Raw genomic sequence first — 20997 nt, 5'->3', positions numbered from 1 at the left:
GAGAGCTAAGTAGACACTGCGTAGCATCATACTGTAGACAAACTTCTAAATCGGGAGTTTTGTTTACAGTTTTTTTGTTTTATACTAATTATATAAACTATTTTGGGAGCGATTCTTTGGTAGTGAATAGCATGAAGATAAGCAAACTGTCAGAAAATATAGTTGAACTGATTTTTTCTCAAAGTAACCAGAAAAGTGAAAGGAGTATAAAATGACGTTAGAAGAAGAGTTGAAAGAAATAGCCAACGTTCCTAATGGATTTAAACCAATGGAACACTTAGCCGATTCACTTGAAAAAGAGCGGACAGAAAAGGAATTAGAGGAGCTAGCATTTACGTTATATGCATCTGAAATTTATCAAATACGAATGGTCGCTGTTTTTCTGTTTGGAAAGCGTGCATCAAAAAATCGTGAGGTACTAAATTTCTTGAAAAAGAATGTCTCAAAAGATGATAATTGGCGAGTGCAAGAAATTTTAGGGATGGCATTTGATCATTTTTGTAAAGAAATAGGCTATGAAGAAGCGCTAGTGACGATAAACGAATGGTTAAACTTTGAAAATAGTAGTACTAGAAGAGCTGTTTCAGAAGGGTTAAGAATTTGGACAAGCCGTCCTTATTTTAAAGATAATCCTGATAGTGCTATCCGTTTGCTGGCAACACTTAAAAATGACGACAGTGAATACGTTAGAAAATCATGCGGAAATGCGCTAAGGGATATCAGTAAAAAATATCCTGAAAAAATTATGGATGAATTATCGTTATGGCAAGGTAGTAAGGAAGAGCTTCAAATAGAAAAAATTATTTTCAAAAATAAAAATTTAGGACATTTTCTTAATAACAATCAAAAGGAATGATCAATCTTGTTAAAAACTGAACATATCTCTTTTCAACACCAAGAACAATTAATCCTAAACGATATCACCACATCGTTTGAAAAAGGCAGCCACACAACCATCACAGGCCCATCCGGCAGTGGGAAAAGCACTTTACTTAAGATCTTAGCGTCCTTGCTAACACCAACTAAAGGAAAGATAAGCTTCAATGATCAAGACATTGAAACGCTAACTCCAGAAAATTACCGCATGCAGGTTTCCTACTGTTTTCAACAACCTTCACTATTTGGCGAAACCGTACGGGATAATTTTATGTTTCCTTATGAAGTACGTAAAAAAGAATTTCAAGAAAGTCATGTATTGAACTTGTTAAAAGAAGTCAAACTACCTGAAAGTTATCTTGATAAAAAAATCACTGAATTATCAGGGGGTGAAAAACAACGTGTAGCTTTGATCCGCAATGTGATTTTTCTACCTGAAGTGTTACTGTTGGACGAAGTGACAGCGGGGTTAGATGAAGAGAGTAAAGCAATTGTTAATAACTGGTTACTGCAACTAAATCAGGAGAAAAACATTACACTGATTCGCGTAACGCATGATCCAGAGGAGATTGCCCAAGCCACGATCGTTAAAAAAATCGTAGCAGGTAGATTGGAGGAAACTGAATGAACTTAGCCGTGAATGATTTGTCGCTTTTATTTGCTGGGATGCTAGTGATAGTAGCATTACTGATCAGTTATAAAGAAAAATTAGGTTTTACCAAGGATATCATTATTAGTGTGTGTCGAGCGATCATTCAACTTGTTTTAGTTGGGTATCTCCTTAAATATGTTTTTCAACTAGATAATGTGATTTTGACCATCGTCATGGCTGGGATCATTATTGTTAATGCCGCGTTAAATGCGGGGAAACGTAGCAATCATTTGAAAAATGGTTTTTGGATTTCATTATTAGCGATTTTTTGTAGTACGGGAGTGACGATCGGTGTCTTAGTTTTATCAGGTGCAATTCGTTTTATTCCTTCGCAAATCATTCCCATCAGTGGGATGATTGCAAGTAATTCAATGATTGCAATTGGCTTGTGCTATCGAAATATGGACAGTTTGTTTCATGATCAAAGGCAAGCAGTCCTTGAAAAATTGGCGTTAGGTGCAGATATTAAGTTAGCTTCTCGTTCAATTGTTAGAGCAAGTATCCGAACGGGGATGGCACCGACGATTGATTCCGCCAAAACAGTTGGTATCGTTAGTTTACCTGGGATGATGTCTGGACTGATTTTTGCTGGAGTCGATCCAGTACATGCAATCAAGTATCAGATTATGGTAACGTTTATGCTACTTTCGGCAACTAGTATTGGCTCAGTTATTGCAACTTATTTAGCTTATAAAGAATATTATAATGAGCGCAAACAATTGATTCTTTAATAAAATTATTAAAAAGATAAGATGAAATCAGTCTTGTCTTTTTTTTATATGCTTTTAAAATTAAAAGTATAGACATTTGTTGTTTTTGGCTTTATAATGATGGGGAATACGAGGATTGAAAAATAATTCGATGAAAGTAGGGACCGTTATGCAACGAACATTTAAAGAGGATTTTTGGTGGGGTGCTGCGACATCAGGACCACAAAGTGAAGGGCGATTTAATAAAAAACATGCGAATATGTTCGATTATTGGTATGAAATTGAGCCAACAGATTTTTATGATCAAGTAGGACCGGATGTTACCTCTAACTTTTACAACAGCTATAAAGAAGATATTGCGTTGATGAAAGAAATTGGGTTAAATAGCGTTCGGACATCGATCCAATGGACACGTTTGATCGACGATTTTGAAACAGGAACGGTCAATGAAGAAGCTGTTCGTTTTTATAATGATGTGATCGATGAGTTTATTGCAGCGGGAATCAGACCTGTCATGAACTTACATCATTTTGATTTGCCTGTGGAATTGTATCACAAATATGGTGGTTGGGAATCAAAACATGTGGTTGATTTATATGTGAAATTTGCTGAAAGATGCTTTGAGCTATTTGGCGATCGTGTCAAAGACTGGTTTACACATAATGAGCCAATCGTTGTCGTTGAAGGAGAATACTTACACCAATTTCACTATCCCAAAATCGTTGATGGAAAAAAGGCAGTTCAAGTAGCGTATAATTTGAATTTAGCTTCTGCAAAAGCAATCCAAGCGTTCAGAAAAATGGGCTTGCAAAACGATGGGGGAAGAATTGGGATTATTTTAAACCTAACACCGACTTATCCAGCTTCTGATAATCCAAAAGATTTAGCTGCAGCGAATAGTGCAGAGTTATTTAATAATCGGATGTTTTTAGATACGGCTGTTCATGGGGAATTTCCGCAAGAGTTAGTTGATTTATTTATCAAAGATGGCGTTCTTTGGGAAAGTACACCAGAAGAATTGGCTTTGATCAAAGAAAATACGATTGACGTTCTAGGTGTTAATTTCTATCATCCAAACCGCGTGAAAGCACCAGATATTGCACCAAATAGTGTGGGGGCATGGGTGCCAAATCGTTATTTTGATGAGTACAATATGCCTGGTCGTCGGATGAATATTGACCGAGGTTGGGAAATTTATCCAAAAGCATTATATGATATTGCCATCAATATTCGTGATAATTACAAAAATATTCCGTGGTTTGTCTCTGAAAATGGGATGGGGATTTCAGGCGAAGAAAGGTTTATGAATGAAGCGGGCGTTGTGGAAGATGACTACCGAATTGATTTTATTCGGGAACATTTAGAGTGGGTTCATCAAGGAATCGAAGAAGGCTCGAATTGTTTTGGCTACCATTTATGGACACCAATCGATTGTTGGTCTTGGGCGAATGCTTATAAAAATCGTTATGGTTTTATCTCTACCAATATTCATACGCAAATAAAAACAATCAAAAAATCAGGTCATTGGTTTAAAACAGTTGCTCAAACCAATACAATAACCGATAAATAAAAAGAAAAGGATACAAAACTGATTGTGTAGTGACCCCAAAAAGTTAGACTTTTTATAGAGTGGATTTTTTCACTCTATTTTTTATGCAGTTTTTTGATTCAATTGTCGAAACTCTACTGGATTTTTCCAGTTAAGTTTTTCTTTAATCCGATGATGATTATAATAATAAATGTAGTTCTCAATTGCTTGTCGTAACTCATTTTGACTTTGATAGACTTTACCGTAATGCAATTCTTGTTTTATAATGCTGAAGAAATTCTCCATCGGAGAATTATCTAAACAGGTTCCTTTTCGAGACATACTTTGAAAGATACTGTTGTCCTTTAATGTTTGTATATAGGCGTTCATTTGATAAGCCCATCCTTGATCAGAGTGGAAGGTGCGACGATAGGGACAATCATTTGTTTGAGCGATAGCTTCTTCTAGACCACTCATCATCGTTTTACCGTTTAGTTGATTAGACGACTGTAACTTAAAATTTCACGGTTATACATATCCATAAATGGATCTAAATATCGTTTTTTCTGACAAAGGATGCCTGCTTTATCTGCTTCAAAGTACTTAAATTCAGTTGTATCTGTTGTGATTTTTTGGTGAGGAACAGTGGTGTTGAATCGGCGATGAATCAAATTTCTAGCGATCTTACCAACGGTTCCTTTATATGAATTGTATTTCCTTGATTTCTTAGTGAAAGCATTGACTTGTAACTGTAACTTTTGAATTAATCGCTGTACTTTCTTTTTATTTACTTGAAATCCACGTCTCTTCAATTCTTATGTCATTCTTCTATAGCCGTAATGTTGACGTTCCTTACGAATCGCTTGAATTTCTTCTTCAATCATTTGTGTTGAATTTGTTCTGTCTAAACATTTTTGCCAGTACATGTAAGTGGCTGTGTCTGGGACATAACGCTGCGAGTTATATCCCAGACACCTAGTATCCGAATAAACGGTGGGAGCAGAAGCAACTCCTTCGGAAATAAGCTGAAATTCACAAAAATTTGAAGAACAATTTTCATGAATTCCTTCTTATTTCTCGGAGTTAAACACTTCTGTCCCAACCGCATATCTTTTAATCGAAAGTGTCCTCGGAAGGGGTGAATGACTCGGGTGATTCGTTCATTTTTTGTTTGTCCTCTAAACACAGCCTCCTCAATTCTTTTAAATAGGCATTCTCAATTTTTGACATTCTATTTTCTTTTTCTGGTTTCTCTACTTGAGATTATTCACTTGGTAATGGCTGGGTTTCATTTCTCGTTTCTTCTTAGGCATTGTTGGTGGACGTCCTTTCTGTTTAGAGAGTACATCTATACCAAACTTCTGATACGTTTTAAGCCAATTCGCAATCAATGGTGGATTGTTCATTTTTAGAAGGTTGGCTACTTCTTGATAGGACAACTCTGTCGTCAAATACAACTCTATCGCATCCAGCTTAAATTGAACAGCGTAATTCTTATTTTTCCGACTGCGAAGTAGTTCTTTTTAACCAAGTTCTTTATAGCTATTAATCCATTTTCTTATTTGAGAATTATTTTTAAACCCATACTTTTTTGCGAGAAACGGTGTGCCTCCTTGACTAGATGAGTAGTCATGGACAATTTTAAGTTTAAATTTAAAACTGTATTTTGCCATACAAAAAAACTCCAAAAGTTAGATTTTCAGGTCTAACCTTTGGGGTCGGTACAGATTTCTAGTTTTATATCCCTTTTTTTTATTTGAAAATGTTGAAAGAATAAGTTATCTAAACTTCTAGTTAGTCCTAACTTTCAGATGGATATGAATTTTTTTTTTGTCGTATTTTAAAAAGAGCTTCATTAATGCGCACGAGATCCTCAATTCGAAGCTCTTCAGTTATATAGATCAATTGTTCATCTTTTGAAGCAGATTTAATTTCTGGAACAAAACTAGAGGTTAAAACAAGATCAAATGATGATTTTTTGAGTTTATCAATACTATTCACAATTTTAATATTGTAACTACCTTCTAAAAAATGAAATAACAGGTTACGTAATCTTTCTTCAGCAAGTATGGGTAAATCAGTGTCTATAAAAATTGAAATTTCGGTTTCGAAATAAGCAATATTTTGGATAGAAGCAAAAAAGAGAGCATAATTTGGGATAAGAAATTTTTGGTTTTCGAAAATCGTTAGACCAGTTTCTTTATATAACTGACTAATTAATTGCTCTAGTTTTAACGTAAGTTTTGGAAACCGAGTATTAACATTGGAGACTGTAGGATGGCCAAAAATTCCCACAGGAGCTGTTTTAAATAAAAAACAAAATAAATGATTTGCTAAGATATGAGTGTAAAATTTCTCCTTTTGACTTGCAGATATAAAATAAATTGACTTAGAAAAGTAAGAAAAGAAGGTTTCCACAGATTTATAGATGGAGGTCCGAAACTTTTTATGTAATTCTAATATAGGAGTTTTTAATTGCTTGTCTAGATAAAATTTAGATTGTGTCTGAAGAACTAATAAGAAAAAAAAGTACTCATTAGATGAAAGATAGTATTTTTTTTCCCAGTTATTCTTGTAGAGAACAAAGTCTTCAAATAATAATTCTTGAACCTCTAGCTGAGAAAAATTAATTGTATATCCTTTTCGATAACGAATCGTATTTATTGCTAGTATGAATAAACTGTCTTCAATGTTAGTTTTACTTAGTTGGTTATCATAGGGATGGAAAAGTTCGATTTGCATATTTTCTATTTGGTTTTTCTTTACAGGAAAAGGCCAGCTTTTTCCTTTGTACAATATCCAAAAGAAAGTATAAGCAAGTATTCGAATTTGTGCTTCATCTCCTATTAGATGAAGTTCACCTTTAGTATTACTTAGTTTTATGTCATAAATGTTTAAAAGCATTCGGATGTTATTCACTCTTCGTTGCAAAGTTGATTTAGAAATAAAGTACTCAGCCAAATATCTTGTTGTATTTATAGTATCACCAAGCAAAAGGTTGCTAAGAAGTTTGATACTAAAAGAATTACTAATAATATACATTTGAAAATAATAAAAGTCTTCATATAAGTGATAATCCATTTTGATTTTTTTCCCTAAGATAGTCAGGCTTAATTTTGAAGGTTCAATTACAAATTCTAAGTAATCTTTATACAATTCATCAATATAACCTTCAAGTGTACGACGCTCTAACCCAGATATTTTTGATAATTCATCAAGCCCTATAAAATCACTTTTATTTTTCAATATATAGAGAATTCTTATCTTATAAATAGAAGTCTTATCTAATAATTCGTGTAAAAATTCCATATTGTCCACCTTTTTTATTAATATTATATATTAATAAATATTTTGATGCAAAAAAGTAAATTAATGTAAAAAAATAACACGAATTATGAATCCCTAAAAAATTATTAAACTATATACTAAATTTATACAAAAAAAAAGAAAAAATTTCTGCATTGTTCAGAAATTCAGAAAATCTCTTAAAACAAGCAGAAAAAGTAGCGACTTTTCAAAATATAAATTAAAAAGACTTCTAAGTCAATGGATTTTTAATAAAATTATTTGATTTTTCATATGTTTTTTTTGTATTTTGTCTAAATGAAAAAAAAAAATACCTAATTGTTCATTTAAATGAACTTTTCTATTAGCCGTCAAAAAAAACGTCAAATTTTAACGGAAAGAAGTGAAATAGTATGGTGAAAAAAGGTGAAAATATATACAAAAGAAAAGATGGACGCTGGGAAGGACGGTATATAAAAGAACGTGATATCAATCAACGAATAGTTTACGGTTATATTTATGGGAAAAAATATTTTGAAGTAAAAGAAAAGCTAACTGTTATGAAAGCCAAAATGCCAGCTAATCCAAGAATAATCGATAAAAATACAAGTATACTAGAAGAATGGATGAGTTTTTGGCTAGTTAATATTATGAAAAAGAATATTAAAAGTTCCACGTATTATACTTATAAAAGATTAATCAATAAACAGATTATCCCGAATTTAGGACAATACCCAATACATCTCATTGATTCACAAAAAGTTCAATCATTCGTAGATCATCTACATGATAGAGATCTATCTCCTGGTACGATAAGAAACATATTTAATGTTCTTAAAAAAAGTTTAAATACAGCAGTTCAGCAAAATCATATTTATTCTAATCCCTGTGATAAGGTTATTTTACCTAAATACAAAAGAAAAAAAGTTCATTCTTTAACAATAGCCCAACAAAAGAAAATTGAAACTCTTGCACTTCAAGAGGAAGGATGTTCTCCTGTTATATTAGCCTTATATTCTGGTATGAGGATTGGTGAAATTAGTGGTCTAAAATGGTCTGATATTGATTTTACTGAAAATACTATTGCTGTTAGAAGAACGGTTTCAAGAGTACTAGATGAACGTATAACAAACTCGATCACAAAAGTCTATTCTGATACACCAAAAACAGCACAATCTGAGCGAATCATTCCATTGCCTAAGAATTTAAAAGCATACTTGAAAAAAAAGTATGACAGTTCTTCATCGGAACATGTTATTTCATGTAAAGGACGAGTAGCGGAACCAAGAGTCATCAATTATCGGTTCTCTAAGTTGGTTAAAAGAATTGGATTAAGAGAGATTCATTTCCACATACTAAGACATACGTTTGCGACAAGATGTTTAGAAAATGGAGTGGATATAGCAAGTTTGAGCAGATTGATGGGTCACCAATCAACTCGAATGACATTAGATATTTACACGGATTCAATGCTTGAAAAAAGACAGGCAGCAATGCAAATTGTCGATAATTTGTTGGAATCTTCAAACTAAAGAAAAAGTAAAATCAAAAATCGATTTTTGATTTTACTTTTTTCTTTAATTTTATTAGCCGTCACTACTGTGGTCAATTTATTTAACTATTCAGCTTATATCACGCAATGAAGAAGAAATTTCTGAATTTCTGAACAATGCAGAGAGGATACAAATAAAGAATCTCTCTTTTTTCCTATTTTAGTGGCTTACAAGAGAGTTTGCAACAGATATGGTTAATACATAAAGTTTTCAATAGTTTGCCGAAATTCAAGGAGGTGATATAGGTGATAAAATTAGGGTTTGTTTGTCTCGGATCAGAAGAAAGTATAAATATAAAAGGACTTTCTATAGCAAATGGTTATGAGTACACATTAGTAGAAGACAAAAATGAATGTATGACAAAAGATGTATTAGTTATAAATGTTGGTAGTGAAAATTATTTTTTAGAGACATGTGAGTGGCTGTTAGCAATTCAAAAAGCTGGATTAAAATTCGTATGGTTGATTCTTTCTGAGATAAACAAACAAGAGTTGGAAGTTTATTTACAACTTGGAATAAATGGATGGATAAATAGCGGAGATGAAGACAGCCAACTATTTCAGTTAATGCGTAATACAATAAGAAGTAATGATTTTAAAGATCGATTAGTGAGTCAAGAAAATGGTAACGGGGAATTGGCATTAAATAGGAATAATCTGAGTGTCAAGCTAAATAATGGGAAAGAAATTAGTTTAACTAACCAAGAATTTCAAATTTTAATGCTATTAAAAAAAAAAGAAAATCAAACAGTAAGTTACGAAGAAATCGGAGTATCGTTATGGGAAGAGAAATACGAAAAATATCGTGTGACAAATACCATTTTCCACTTGCGCAATAAATTGGGTATCTATGGAAAAGACTACATACAAACGGTAAGAACAAAAGGCTATCGCTTAATTGCTGCTGATTAATGAGTAAGACAAATTAAAAGAATAATGGGTGGAGGGTGGGCGCGAGAAAATCAAAAAGAAAGGGGAAATAGAAGTGAAGAGATCAATAAAAAAATCAGACAAGATCCTAGTCAGTATCATTTTAATGACGTGCATAAGCTTAGGGCTAGCTTTATGGGCTTACCTACCTAAAAATGAAGTAATGTTAAAAGCAAAAGCAAACGATGGCAATCCAATCGTAGTTGATAAAGGAACCGATGCTGCTCAAGAGCTTCCTTTTGATGGGCAACCAGTATTTGAAGCAACATTAAAAGGAAAATTTCCTGACTATTCACAAAATCAAAAAGTCATCACCAATTTAACAAGAGGACCTATTCATGGAAGAAGTTCAGTTATTACAGATCAAACACCCACAATGGCGGTAAAAACCGAAGATGGAAATATTATTCAAGTTTTTATTCATCATAGTTTACCTTTTGAAATACCGAATCATTCAATAATTACAGAGTTGGTATTGGTCGATGGTGAGGGGAATATAAAAAATCAGCTATGGATCTCTGGTGGAACCCCTAGTTTCGATATAGGGAAACAATTTGATGATAGATCATATGCTATAGCAGAGTTGTTAGTTCCTGTTGGAAACGGCCAGTATGAGCTACTGTATACAGGATATTATAACGATAAAGATATCGGCCCTTCTAGACTAGTCGTTGACAAAGATTTAAATATACTATCTAGATCTAAAATAGAAACGAATGGCTATCCTGAAAATCCAGATAATCAGTCAATGTCAAGAGCATCTATGAACTACAATAAAGATATTTATAAGTATTCATACATTGATTTAAATGGTGTGACGAAAGCAACAAGAACGGATGCTTATAATACAATTAAACTAGATGCAAACGGGAATTACACAACACCAGTATTGTTAACCTCAATGCAAGAGGCATTCGACTATGGCGTTAAGCTAGGCTATGGGAAAGGTGAACTGCCAGAAGGAGCAACTGATGGGCTATTACCTGAATCTCTTGTTAGAAGCGAAAGTCAAGAATATGTTGCCATATCAGTTTTAACTTCAACTCAGGAAAAACCCTTTTACTTTTTAAATATTTGGGATGAGACAGGAAATTTACGTTACACATATGAACCAGTGAGTGCGACGATAGAATATTTACAAGACATTTCATCGCCAGATTACTATTATTTTATAGAGACTGGAGAAAAAACATATTTAAAAAGATTAGAAGTTAATGAAAAAAAGGTTGTAACTATTAAAGAATACCCAAAGGGAACATCACTATTAATAAATCCAGGTCTGAATGATGATTATACCTATTTTGGGTATACGAATTCATTTTCCGGTGAACTAAACGGTTATGGAACTGAACCTGGATTGATCATGGGAAATATGGATAAAGACTTTAATATCCTTTCATTAGCAACTATAGATTCAACAGAGAAGTTGAATGTAAGAAACCTCATTCAGTTAACGGATACCAATGTATATACAAGTGGTGAAGTCAGCGGCACTCAATTTGTAGATGATTTTCCCACTGGCGGACCCTATACTAAAAGAGGAACAGCGGTAGCGAATAACTTTTATGGTATTTTAAACGCTGAAGACGACTTTGCTCCAATTATTAAAGCACCTAAGCAACTTATCATGAATCAAGATGATCCTGCACTGCAAACAGAACAGGCAAGAGAAGAATTCCTGCTAACTGGTGAGGTCGGAATAAATAACTATGAAGGCCTAAATGCAACGAAGGTTTATGATCAATTTGACTTTAACCGAAGCATGTCACCAAAAGATCAAGAATGGCTCAATAATAGAATCAACCGCAATCCTGAAAAAATAGATAACCCGATCGATTGGGATGCACTAGGGTTTGACTTTAAAACAGTCGGTTCGCAAAATGTCACTTATTTTGTTTCTGATTCACAGAAACAAATCACGTCAACATCTAGTAGAGTAAACGTGGTGACTGATGGAACAATCTATAATAAAAAAGGCATGCTTGATGCACACAATTTCCACATTCCGTTAACAGATGTGACAAAAGTTACAGATGCGGCATTAAGAAGCAAATCTAATTATGCAAAACTAGTCGCATGGGATATAGAAACAGGAGATAGCCTGCTGTCTTTACCATCAAAAGAAGGTATTGAAATCAATCAAGAACAACTTAAAGCGATTCAAGAGACTAAAAAAGAAGGAATCTTTGATTTAACTTTTACTCTTAATTACGGCGATGAGCCAAAACAACAAACGGTTAAAGTTTATGTTGGTGGAGAAAAAGTAGGAGATTATGTTTTTTATTCAACAGATTTCACTATACCTTGGGATATATCAAGAAATACGACAAGTGAAGAACTTTTAAGTGAAGAATATGGAAAAGTTTCTGCTTATCAAATCTCTAAAGGTACTGAAATGAGCAACTTGAAGGTAAGTGATAATGCGGTTGCCACCTTTAAGGCGATTGATCCTGTTTCAGGAGAGGTCAAACAATTACTACCAATACAGATTTTAGAACCGGAAACCAATAAGGTACTGGCAGAAAGCACTCTTGGTCCAAATGGAACAGTCTATTATCGTTATGAAGAAGTCGTCGTTCAATTTGTGGATGAAGCATATCAATTATTGTATGACGAAAATGATACGAATTTCCCAGCATCGACTACTTTAGGTGAGCGAATTGTTGGAAAACAACTGAATATTGCAGAAGAAACAGACATAATAACACAAAAAGCAACGATAGAGAAAAGTAAAGGATATGAATTTCTTAACTACTATCAAGCTGATATGAAAACTGTTTATCCAATAGATGGATTAGAAGTCCCATATTTGGAAGGAAAAGGTTGGACTGCGTACCTTCAGTTCAAAGGAACACTACGATTTATTAAAGTTCCTGAAACAATGCGTTTTGAAAATGGAAAAGTATCAGTGAAAGATCAAAAACTAGAAGCGTCAAGTACAAATGAAAGTTTGTTTATTGGCGATAATCGTACAGCACAAGAAAAAGATCGAGGTTGGCGTTTGTACGCAAAAATCAATCAAGATTTTGTTTCATTAGATAATGATCGTTTGCCAAATATTTTATATTACAATGATCAACCAATCGCTAAATCAAATGTTGAAATTAAAATGAACAATAGTGTTACTAAAACAGAAGTGAAGTTAACCAAAGACAGCGGATTGAATTTAAGAATTCCAGGAGGTACAGCCAAAAAGAAAACGTATGGCGCTGCTATCATTTGGGAATTAACCGCTGCACTTTAAAAGAGAGGAATACAAAATGAAAAAGAAAAAAAATATATTTGTCCTTTCAGGTTGTCTACTACTTTTAAGTTTTGGCGTTGCTGGAAAATCCATTCATGGGGAAGCTGGAGTAATGAAGTCTGATGCTGGTATAACATTCGTAAAAGGGTCAACAGAACCAACGACGGAACCGACGACAGAGCCAACAACAGAACCAACAACAGAACCAAGTCGAGATTCTGGAACTACTCCATCAGAATCTAGTAGCTCTTCATCCACTTTGGTGGGGTATGAAAAGCCACTTGGAGGTAAAAACTTACCAAGTACAGGTGAGAAAATAATACAAGTATTGCCATGGATAGGTCTAATCATGCTTGCATTTGTCGCCATCTTTTATCTAAGCAGAAACCGTAGGAGGGAGAAAAAATGAAAAAAATTCTTATTTATTCTCTGTTTTTGGGTAGCTTTATAGCGCTATTCTCAGGAATAAAACCTCAGCTGGTTCAAGCAGAAGGAAAGACACAAGGAAATATTTCTTTTACCGAAGACACCTCACCAGAGGAGCCGGTAGACCCAGAAGATCCAGAGGAACCTATTGATCCAAATCGTCCCCCAACTGAAGGACCGTATAGTTTAAGTTATGTAAGTGATTTTCAATTTGGTACGCAGTCGATTTCAGAAAAATCACAAGAATATTATGCACAGCTAGATAAAATAACTTCAGAAGGAACAGAAAAAGAAACACCAAATTTTGTTCAATTTACAGATAAGAGTGGGACAAGTAAAGGTTGGTCTTTAACCGCTAGACAAACACAACCATTTACTAATGAGAACGGGTTCGAGCTAAAAAACACCTATTTCATTTTTCGGAACCTCTATGCTAGTACCCCAATGGTGCAAGCAGGAACACCGACTGAAATCATGGATGAAGTAAAGCTATCTAGTGAAAAACCGAATGAAGCTGTACCCGTTGTAAAAGCTGGCCCAGAAACGGGACAAGGAACTTGGACGATTCAATTTGGTGAGACACTTGAAAAAGCGAAAAATAGCGTATCCTTTTTAATTCCTGGAGATACGCCGAAAGAAGAAGGAACATACGCGACAACTATTGAATGGACGTTTACTAATAGTTTATAGGAGAGGGGAATGAAATGAAAAAAATCAGTTTAATTTCGTGCGGTATTTTCCTACTTGCCTTGAGTGGGGGACTAACGTCTGAAGCGGTAGAGTATCCTGTATCGGGCGTTACTCAAGGTGATATTGGGTTTGAAGCATCAGATAATCCGCCGGCAACACCAGATCCAGATCCGGATCCTACCCCAGATGATCCAGATAAGCCAGATCCAGATCCAGATCCAAATCCGATTGGCGGAGCATTACGATTCACCCATATACCAAATATTAGCTTTGGTAACAACAACGCTATAACGTCTAGAACACAAAATTACTATGCAAAATTTGAACAAAGAGGGGCAGAAAATGCAGCTTCGACTCACTTATATCCAACTTATTTTACAGTTGAAGATATACGTGGCGGGACTATGGGATGGTCTGTAACTGTTTCTGGCAATGGCATTTTTACTGAAGAAAATCCAACTGGAAAGACAAATGAGCTTAAAACCACTTTGTATTTCTCCAATCCTTCGACGAAGTCACTTACAGATCTAGACCCTATTTTGTATGGTCCGGAAATGAGTAACAGTGAAAATGAAATCGCAGTGACCAATGATTCTTCGAGCAGTGTTCGCTTAGCTACAGCAATCGGAGAAAAAGAACAAGGATATGGGAAATGGTCAGTAGGATATGGTAGTACATCCACTGTTACAACTGGAAAAGGGATAGATGGCACTGGGACAGAAGGTAACATAGATGAAAGTAAAAAAGGTAGAAATGCTTCTGTAAAACTAACTGTACCGAACGGTCAAATCATCAATACTAAATCGTTATACACGACAACATTAACATGGGAATTATCAGATTCAATTTGATAAAATATATATATTTAGGAGAGAATAAAATGAAAAAATTAGTAATGTTAAGCTTAGTAAGCACTGCAATCTTAGGAACAATTGGCACAACATCAGCTATGGCTGAAGAATTAGTAGGAAATACAACAGGCGATATTGAATTTGTTGAAAATGATGGTGATATCGACTATGACAAAGATGTTACAGATCCAGGTGATGGTGGAGAAGATCAAGGCGATGGCACAGATATTATTCCTCCAGAAGGTGGAGATGCAACAACAGGACCTTTGAGATTTAATTATGTTCCTGCGATTCACTTTGGTCAAAATCGATTAGCTACAAAAACACAGAACTATTATGCGCTTTTCGATACAATAACTAAAAAAACTGATGGTAGCACAGAAGAAAAACCAACATTTTTTGAAGTAGTCGACTTGCGTGGCGGAACTAAAGGTTGGAAAGTTTCTGTGAAAAATGATCGCATTTTTACTTCAGAAGGAAAATCAATTAAAGCGACATTATCATTTACAGATATGACAATTCAAAGCAATAGCAACATTGTAGACGATGTGAAATTTCCAACGGTACCAGAACAATCAGTTGAAACGGTGATTGGTAATGATGCTGGTTCTTCAGTAGTACTTACACAAGCAGATAGCGCAAAAGAACAAGGATATGGTAGCTGGTCTGTTCGTATGGGTGATACTTTGAAACGAACTACAGGTCAAGGTAAAGATGGTACAGCTGAAACTGGCGATGTAGATGTTACAAAAAAAGACCGCAACTTAGGAGTTAAATTATCAGTAGATGGCGGACAAGTATTAGAAATCGGCAAAAATTATAGCACAGATTTAGTGTGGACATTAGAATCAGCATTATAAAAAGAGAATTGGAGAGAAATAGAAATGAAAATTAAAAATATTATTACATTAAGTTGTTTAATTAGTGGTATCGGTGTAACAACATTTGCAGATTTAGCACAAGCAGCTGAATTTCCTGCAATTACTACAGGAGATGTTACCTTTGAAGCGAATACAGATGCTGAAGGCGGAATTCCAGTTGTACCAGGACCAGGACCAGAAGAAAAACCAATTATTGAGCCAACAGGACCAGAAGGTAGCCACACAAATGGTCCATTACGTATTGAACATGTTCCAGGAATTTCATTTGGTAGTCAAAAAATTAGCTCAAAAACAGAATGGTACGATGTAAAGTGGGGGCTAGGAAAAGTCGGTGGAAGCACTGAAGAAGTTAAAATTCCTCAATTTGCTCAAGTAACGGATGAACGTGGAATCAAAGGGAGTTGGAACTTAACTGTTCAACAAGAAACACCATTTACTAATACTACAGATGCGACAAATCAATTAACAAACTCACGAATTGAGATTCATGAACAACAATTATTTAATACAGATGTAGCAGACGCTTCACCTTTATTAGATGGCGTAGTTGGCTTATCTGTTGGAAGTTCTGTAGATATTCCTGTTGGAGGTAATGCAATCCGCGTGCTTTCAACAAAGGCTGGTCAACATACAGATAGTTCAAAATCAAGTGTAACATTTGTATCTGCTCAAGATTATGCAGATGATGAAACTTTTTATGAAACAGCAAATCAAGCAACTTTAAAAGATGCACACTCAGGTTTGAAATTGCGTACTAACGGAACAGATAAAAAATACGATAAAGCATTATACAAAACAAACTTAATTTGGACATTAACAGATAGTTTATAATTCAAAATAAAAACGATCAATTAAAAAAATAAAAAGGGGTTACCAAAAATGAAAAAAATACAAGTACTTTCCGGCTTAGGAGCATGTGCTATCGCCTTAACACTTTTTGCAGGAACATCAACTACTGCACAAGCTGCTCCATTAAGTGAAACAACTGATGCAACAGTAACATTTGATGAGAATGATGGAGGCGTGAATCCTGGTGATAATGGTTTAATTATACCAGGTTCTCCAGATGAAAATATCTATGTTCCAGACGGTGAAGGTAAAAGTACGACTGGGCCGCTACGTTTCACGAATATTCCAGCATTAAAATTTGGCACAGTGAAAATTAAATCAACAGGTGCCAACTACGAATCACAGATGTCTCTTTACCAAAAATCACTAGATGGTAAAGTCCCACCTGCTGCTGATGCTAAGTTAAAAATTCCTCATTTTGTTCAGGTAGCAGATGAACGCGGTGGAACAGGACAATTTGAAGTGAAAGTTTCTGCCACTACATTTACTTCTGGAACAAAGGAATTAAAAAACTCACGTATTCAATTATATAATGGAGAGGTCCGTAATAGCAGTCTTGATATGGTTAGTAAAGATAATGATGCAACTGCCTTACTAGAAACCCCTGCTTTAATTGCTAAAAATACACCTGTAACAATTCCAACAGAAGCAGCAAATAGTATTTCTATTTTAAAAGTAAAAGCAGGTCAATCAGCAAATGCTTCAATTTCATCTGTAGTTTTTAGCCAAGGTTATACTTCAGATGCTGACTATAGTGATGTAAGTACTAATCCATACGTACAGCTAAATGTACCGCAAGGAGAACAACCAGAAAAAGAAACGTATACAGCTACATTAACATGGGAACTATCAGATACAATTTAATAGCATAAAGAGATAAGTAAAAGAGGTTGGGACAGGAGTGTTTAACCCCGAGAAATAAGAAGGAATTCATGGAAATTGCACTTCCGATTTTTGTGAATTCCAGCTTATTTCCGAAAGGGTTGCTTCTGCTCCCACCGTTTATTCGTATACCAGTTGTTTGGGATATGACTCGCAGAGTTATGTCCCAAACACTTCTCTTTTTTAGAAGAAATTGATACATAGCAAATGATTATCAGTGTAAAAATAAATTAGAAAATGGTACTCGCCAAATGAAAGGAATAAGAAAAATGAAAGAAATAAATAAATTGAGATTCTATTTTATGCTCATTTTTGTTATAGGACTGTGCTTTTTTAGTAATTTTCAACAAGTTGCAGCTGAAGAGGAAAACAATGGCTTTTCAGTAAAAGCAATTTTGCCAGAGAATCAACGGAATAAAGAGGTCACCTATTATGATTTAGAAGTAAAACCGGGACAAGAACAGGATCTATCTTTAGAACTATTTAATTCTTCATCAAATGAACAAGAATTATCGTTAGCAATCAATCCTGCAATTACGAATGATAATGGTGTAATCGATTATTCAACGTTACCCAAGAGTTATCAATATGATGCTTCATTACGTACACCAATCACTACGATAGCTTCAACAGATAAAAAGGTGAAAGTTCCAGCGAATAGTAAAAAAATCGTAAAAATTCATTTGAAACTTCCAAATGAAAAATTCAAAGGAATGATATTAGGTGGAATTTACATTACATCTTTAACGGATGATACAGAGGATTCTGATAAAAAAGAGACAGGAATGCAAATTAAAAACAAAATTGCGTATACGATTGGAATGACTTTGGTAGAAAGTAATGAAGAAGTCAAAGCCGATTTGCAATATGAGAAAACAACTGCGACTCAAGAGGCAGGACGAAATATAGTAAAAGCTACTATAAGAAATCCACAACCAATCAATTTAGATGATATCTCTTATCAAGCAAAAATATATAAAGAGGGGTCAACAGAAGTAATCCATGAACGTACAGTAGAAGGCTATAGAATGGCACCACAATCGGTATTTAACTATCCGATTTCTTGGAATAATAAGCCTTTTAAAGCAGGGAAATACCAAATCAAATTAACTGCAGAGTCAAAAAAAACTGGACAAAAATGGAATTGGGATGAAACGTTCACTATTAAAGCAGATGAAGCAAAGAAATTAAATGAAAAAGCAGTTGATTTAGAAGAAGATAACCAGTGGATGATGTATTTAATAGCTGGTGGTATTTTGTTATTAGTATTGATTTTAGTTCTAATTATAGTGTATGTGGTTAAAAGAAAACGGAAAAAAGAGCGTGAAGCTAAAAAACTAGCAGCTAGAAAGAAAGCTAAAAAAAGGAACAAACAAAAAGTATCAAATTCTAATAAGGATAGAAAAGAAAAGTAATGACATAAAAGAAAATACAAAATTTAGTAAGAAGTTTTTAATAAGATGATTTTTTATTTGTAAGTTAATATTAGAATGTATCTTATTTTGTTCTAAAATATTATCAATAAAAATAAATAATCATATGTATTGGAACAATATGTGAATTATTGGCTAACTGTTCTTTTTCATTATTTATGTTAACGGTCGTTTAACTATTCATATACTTGTCTGACGATTAATAAGAGACAATCGGGCTTTAGAAACGAAAAATTAAACTATTTAAAAAATACTTAGGTATACTGATATATGTATTCAAGTTTAAGCGTAATATCTAGTAGTTAAAAAAGGAGAATATATTGTACATGGAAAAAAAATCGATGGTTTTCATTTAAAAGTAATTGCAGTTTCAGCTATGTTGATCAATCACATAGGGATATTATTTGAATGGGGTCAAGGGACTCAGATGCTCCCATTTTTTGCAATTTCGGAGTTTGTAGGAAGATTTACTTTTCCTATTATGGCGTATTTATTAGTAGAAGGGTGCCATTATTCAAAAAATCTAAAAAAATATGTGTTAAGATTAACTACATTTTGGATTATATCAATTTATCCATTTTATCTACTGCATAATCAAGATTATAGTTTTTCTATAACGGATGTTCCAAACAATATTTTTTTCACGTTACTTATGGGGCTGTTAATGATGATATACTATGGTAAAACGAAAAATTCAGTATTACATTTTTTCATAGTTATTCTTTTTGCTGCATTTTCAATTTTATCTGACTGGAATGTAGTAGGAGTTCTTTTAATTTGGGCTTTGTATAAATTCCATAATGATAAAGGAATAAAAATTACGATGCTTGTATATTTTGTTTTATTCGAAGTTCTATCAATTATAGGATTGCTGTATTCCACAAATACATTAGCATATATAGTAGAATTAATTTCGCCGTTTGGTTTTTTAGCAGTAGGATATATCTTATTGCATTATAATGGAAAAAGAGGATATTCTCCAAATTGGGTAAAATGGGGATTTTATGCGTTTTATCCAGTTCATATAATAGTACTTGAAGTTATAAGATATTTAATTTTATAATTATAGTAGATGGGCATGTTTGTATTTAAACTTTTAGTAGCGTAAATCTTCTTTTGAATGTAACGAATTCATAGTTAGTTAAAAATATATACGAATAATGGTAAATTGCTATTGTAATCTAATTTCAATAGGAGTATACTTACTTTAAGTAAGTAGAAAGAAGGATGTATAATGACAAAATATGGTGTAATCGTAGGTTCAACTAGAAAAAATTCTTATTCAGAAGCAATTGCAAAATCAATCGTTAAGGGACTTCCAGAAAATTCAGAAGTTAAATTTATAACGATCGGAGATTTACCACTGTATAATCAAGATTTAGATGAAAACTCTCCAAAAGAGTACACTCGTTTTAGAGCAGAAGTAAGTCAACAAGATGCAATTATTTTTGTAACACCTGAACATAACCGTAGCATTCCAGCAGCGTTAAAAAATGCTTTAGATATTGCTTCTCGTCCATGGGGAGAAAATGTATGGGATGGTAAGCCAGCATTGGTAGCCTCACAGTCTATTTCTGGAATATCAGGTGTTTTAGCTAATCATGTGTTACGACAATCTTTAACTTTCCTAAATATGCCAACAATGCAACAACCAGAGGTTTATATCGCCAATTCAAATAATCTTTTTGATGAAAATTTACAGCCTACTAATAAAGGAACAGAAGATTTTTTGAAAAGTGTTGGAGAACAATTTAGTTCTTTCGTATCAAAATTTCAATAAACAATATAATTATTTATAAAGAGCTAGGAATTTATTATACCGCTCCAAAAAGTTAGATTTTAAGGTCTAACTTTTGGGGAGCAGTATATTATGTCGTAAGCTCTTTTTTTGTTTGCTTTTAAAACTAAAAGTATAAATAGTTATGAACGTTATCGTCATAATAATAATTCAAAAAGAAGTTGTAATAGATCGGTCTACAAAAAATGAGCCTATCTTTGATGAGTACAATATACCAAGTCGTCGAATGAACATTGACCGCGGTTGAGAAATATATTCAAAAGCGTTATATGATATTGCCATCAGTATTCGTAATAATTACAAAAATATTCCGTGGTTTTATCTCTACCAATATTCATACGCAAATAAAGACAATCAAAAATCAGGCCATTGGTTTAAAACAGTTGCTCAAACCAATACAGTAACCGATA

17 protein-coding genes and 2 pseudogenes are annotated in these 20997 nt (G+C 33.8%); 17 read left to right on the top strand and 2 right to left on the bottom strand.

Annotated features, from left to right (window positions below):
- Window positions 1-211: 211 nt before the first annotated feature.
- The 4 genes from I586_RS10260 to I586_RS10245 all read left to right on the top strand — a co-directional run bounded on the left by I586_RS10260 (window position 212) and on the right by I586_RS10245 (window position 3808).
- Window positions 212-856 (top strand): DNA alkylation repair protein, encoded by a 645-nt coding sequence (locus tag I586_RS10260; RefSeq protein WP_010766082.1) that lies wholly within the window; start codon window positions 212-214, stop codon window positions 854-856.
- A 6-nt stretch (window positions 857-862) separates the two neighbouring features.
- On the top strand, window positions 863-1504 hold the full coding sequence (locus I586_RS10255) for an ABC transporter ATP-binding protein (protein ID WP_010766081.1): 642 nt from the start codon (window positions 863-865) through the stop codon (window positions 1502-1504).
- Entirely contained in the window at window positions 1501-2259 is a 759-nt protein-coding gene (locus I586_RS10250; protein ID WP_010766080.1) for an ABC transporter permease, read from the top strand. The genes I586_RS10255 and I586_RS10250 overlap by 4 nt, the downstream gene beginning before the upstream one ends.
- A gap of 148 nt (window positions 2260-2407) precedes the next feature.
- A complete protein-coding gene (locus I586_RS10245; RefSeq protein WP_010766079.1) occupies window positions 2408-3808 on the top strand; it encodes a glycoside hydrolase family 1 protein in 1401 nt (466 codons plus the stop codon).
- An 81-nt stretch (window positions 3809-3889) separates the two neighbouring features.
- On the opposite strand, the pseudogene I586_RS17580 reads toward I586_RS10245, so the two are convergent.
- Both I586_RS17580 and I586_RS10225 read right to left on the bottom strand, forming a co-directional pair.
- A pseudogene (locus I586_RS17580) lies at window positions 3890-5439 on the bottom strand (IS3 family transposase).
- A gap of 127 nt (window positions 5440-5566) precedes the next feature.
- Complete coding sequence (locus tag I586_RS10225; RefSeq protein ID WP_010766075.1) at window positions 5567-7075, bottom strand: helix-turn-helix domain-containing protein; 1509 nt, start codon at window positions 7073-7075, stop codon at window positions 5567-5569.
- Window positions 7076-7464: 389 nt separating this feature from the next.
- Here I586_RS10225 and I586_RS10220 point away from each other — a divergent pair, with 389 nt between their 5' ends.
- From I586_RS10220 to I586_RS10165, 13 genes and pseudogenes are all read left to right on the top strand, one after another.
- Window positions 7465-8583, top strand: a complete 1119-nt coding sequence (locus I586_RS10220) for a site-specific integrase (protein ID WP_010766074.1) — start codon at window positions 7465-7467, stop codon at window positions 8581-8583.
- 266 nt (window positions 8584-8849) lie between these two features.
- Window positions 8850-9515 carry a winged helix-turn-helix domain-containing protein gene (locus tag I586_RS10215; protein ID WP_010766073.1) on the top strand — a complete coding sequence of 222 codons (666 nt, stop codon included), beginning with the start codon at window positions 8850-8852 and terminating at the stop codon, window positions 9513-9515.
- 73 nt (window positions 9516-9588) lie between these two features.
- Entirely contained in the window at window positions 9589-12777 is a 3189-nt protein-coding gene (locus I586_RS10210) for a hypothetical protein (protein ID WP_139242629.1), read from the top strand.
- Between the two features lie 16 nt (window positions 12778-12793).
- Window positions 12794-13186: an LPXTG cell wall anchor domain-containing protein gene (locus I586_RS10205; RefSeq protein ID WP_010766071.1), complete on the top strand. Its 393-nt coding sequence runs from the start codon at window positions 12794-12796 to the stop codon at window positions 13184-13186.
- Window positions 13183-13893 carry a WxL domain-containing protein gene (locus I586_RS10200; protein WP_010766070.1) on the top strand — a complete coding sequence of 237 codons (711 nt, stop codon included), beginning with the start codon at window positions 13183-13185 and terminating at the stop codon, window positions 13891-13893. The genes I586_RS10205 and I586_RS10200 overlap by 4 nt, the downstream gene beginning before the upstream one ends.
- A 14-nt stretch (window positions 13894-13907) precedes the next feature.
- Window positions 13908-14744 (top strand): WxL domain-containing protein, encoded by an 837-nt coding sequence (locus tag I586_RS10195; RefSeq protein WP_010766069.1) that lies wholly within the window; start codon window positions 13908-13910, stop codon window positions 14742-14744.
- A 29-nt stretch (window positions 14745-14773) separates the two neighbouring features.
- Window positions 14774-15604 (top strand): WxL domain-containing protein, encoded by an 831-nt coding sequence (locus I586_RS10190; protein ID WP_010766068.1) that lies wholly within the window; start codon window positions 14774-14776, stop codon window positions 15602-15604.
- Window positions 15605-15628: 24 nt separating this feature from the next.
- Entirely contained in the window at window positions 15629-16456 is an 828-nt protein-coding gene (locus I586_RS10185; protein WP_010766067.1) for a WxL domain-containing protein, read from the top strand.
- A gap of 48 nt (window positions 16457-16504) precedes the next feature.
- Window positions 16505-17338 carry a WxL domain-containing protein gene (locus I586_RS10180; RefSeq protein WP_010766066.1) on the top strand — a complete coding sequence of 278 codons (834 nt, stop codon included), beginning with the start codon at window positions 16505-16507 and terminating at the stop codon, window positions 17336-17338.
- 26 nt (window positions 17339-17364) lie between these two features.
- A pseudogene (locus I586_RS17560) lies at window positions 17365-17487 on the top strand (DUF3788 family protein); the annotation flags it as partial.
- Between the two features lie 138 nt (window positions 17488-17625).
- Window positions 17626-18771, top strand: coding sequence for a WxLIP family cell surface protein (locus I586_RS10175; protein ID WP_010766065.1), 1146 nt, complete (start codon window positions 17626-17628; stop codon window positions 18769-18771).
- A gap of 337 nt (window positions 18772-19108) precedes the next feature.
- Window positions 19109-19852: a TraX family protein gene (locus I586_RS10170; protein ID WP_034702336.1), complete on the top strand. Its 744-nt coding sequence runs from the start codon at window positions 19109-19111 to the stop codon at window positions 19850-19852.
- 171 nt (window positions 19853-20023) lie between these two features.
- On the top strand, window positions 20024-20569 hold the full coding sequence (locus I586_RS10165) for an NADPH-dependent FMN reductase (RefSeq protein ID WP_010766063.1): 546 nt from the start codon (window positions 20024-20026) through the stop codon (window positions 20567-20569).
- Window positions 20570-20997 lie beyond the last annotated feature (428 nt).

It is taken from the genome of Enterococcus moraviensis ATCC BAA-383 (assembly GCF_000407445.1).
In the GTDB taxonomy this organism is placed as follows: Bacteria; Bacillota; Bacilli; order Lactobacillales; family Enterococcaceae; genus Enterococcus_L; species Enterococcus_L moraviensis.
The sequence above is the reverse complement of the archived record's forward strand: the minus strand, read 5'-3'. Positions and strand labels throughout refer to the sequence as shown.

What these genes read in the sequence shown, in the direction of transcription:
- I586_RS10260 (WP_010766082.1), top strand. Translation starts at nt 212, where the DNA reads ATGACGTTAGAAGAAGAGTTGAAAGAAATAGCCAACGTTCCTAATGGA.
- I586_RS10250 (WP_010766080.1), top strand. Translation starts at nt 1,501, where the DNA reads ATGAACTTAGCCGTGAATGATTTGTCGCTTTTATTTGCTGGGATGCTA.
- I586_RS10245 (WP_010766079.1), top strand. Translation starts at nt 2,408, where the DNA reads ATGCAACGAACATTTAAAGAGGATTTTTGGTGGGGTGCTGCGACATCA.
- I586_RS10225 (WP_010766075.1), bottom strand. Translation starts at nt 7,075, where the DNA reads ATGGAATTTTTACACGAATTATTAGATAAGACTTCTATTTATAAGATA.
- I586_RS10220 (WP_010766074.1), top strand. Translation starts at nt 7,465, where the DNA reads ATGGTGAAAAAAGGTGAAAATATATACAAAAGAAAAGATGGACGCTGG.
- I586_RS10205 (WP_010766071.1), top strand. Translation starts at nt 12,794, where the DNA reads ATGAAAAAGAAAAAAAATATATTTGTCCTTTCAGGTTGTCTACTACTT.
- I586_RS10200 (WP_010766070.1), top strand. Translation starts at nt 13,183, where the DNA reads ATGAAAAAAATTCTTATTTATTCTCTGTTTTTGGGTAGCTTTATAGCG.
- I586_RS10195 (WP_010766069.1), top strand. Translation starts at nt 13,908, where the DNA reads ATGAAAAAAATCAGTTTAATTTCGTGCGGTATTTTCCTACTTGCCTTG.
- I586_RS10190 (WP_010766068.1), top strand. Translation starts at nt 14,774, where the DNA reads ATGAAAAAATTAGTAATGTTAAGCTTAGTAAGCACTGCAATCTTAGGA.
- I586_RS10185 (WP_010766067.1), top strand. Translation starts at nt 15,629, where the DNA reads ATGAAAATTAAAAATATTATTACATTAAGTTGTTTAATTAGTGGTATC.
- I586_RS10180 (WP_010766066.1), top strand. Translation starts at nt 16,505, where the DNA reads ATGAAAAAAATACAAGTACTTTCCGGCTTAGGAGCATGTGCTATCGCC.
- I586_RS10175 (WP_010766065.1), top strand. Translation starts at nt 17,626, where the DNA reads ATGAAAGAAATAAATAAATTGAGATTCTATTTTATGCTCATTTTTGTT.
- I586_RS10165 (WP_010766063.1), top strand. Translation starts at nt 20,024, where the DNA reads ATGACAAAATATGGTGTAATCGTAGGTTCAACTAGAAAAAATTCTTAT.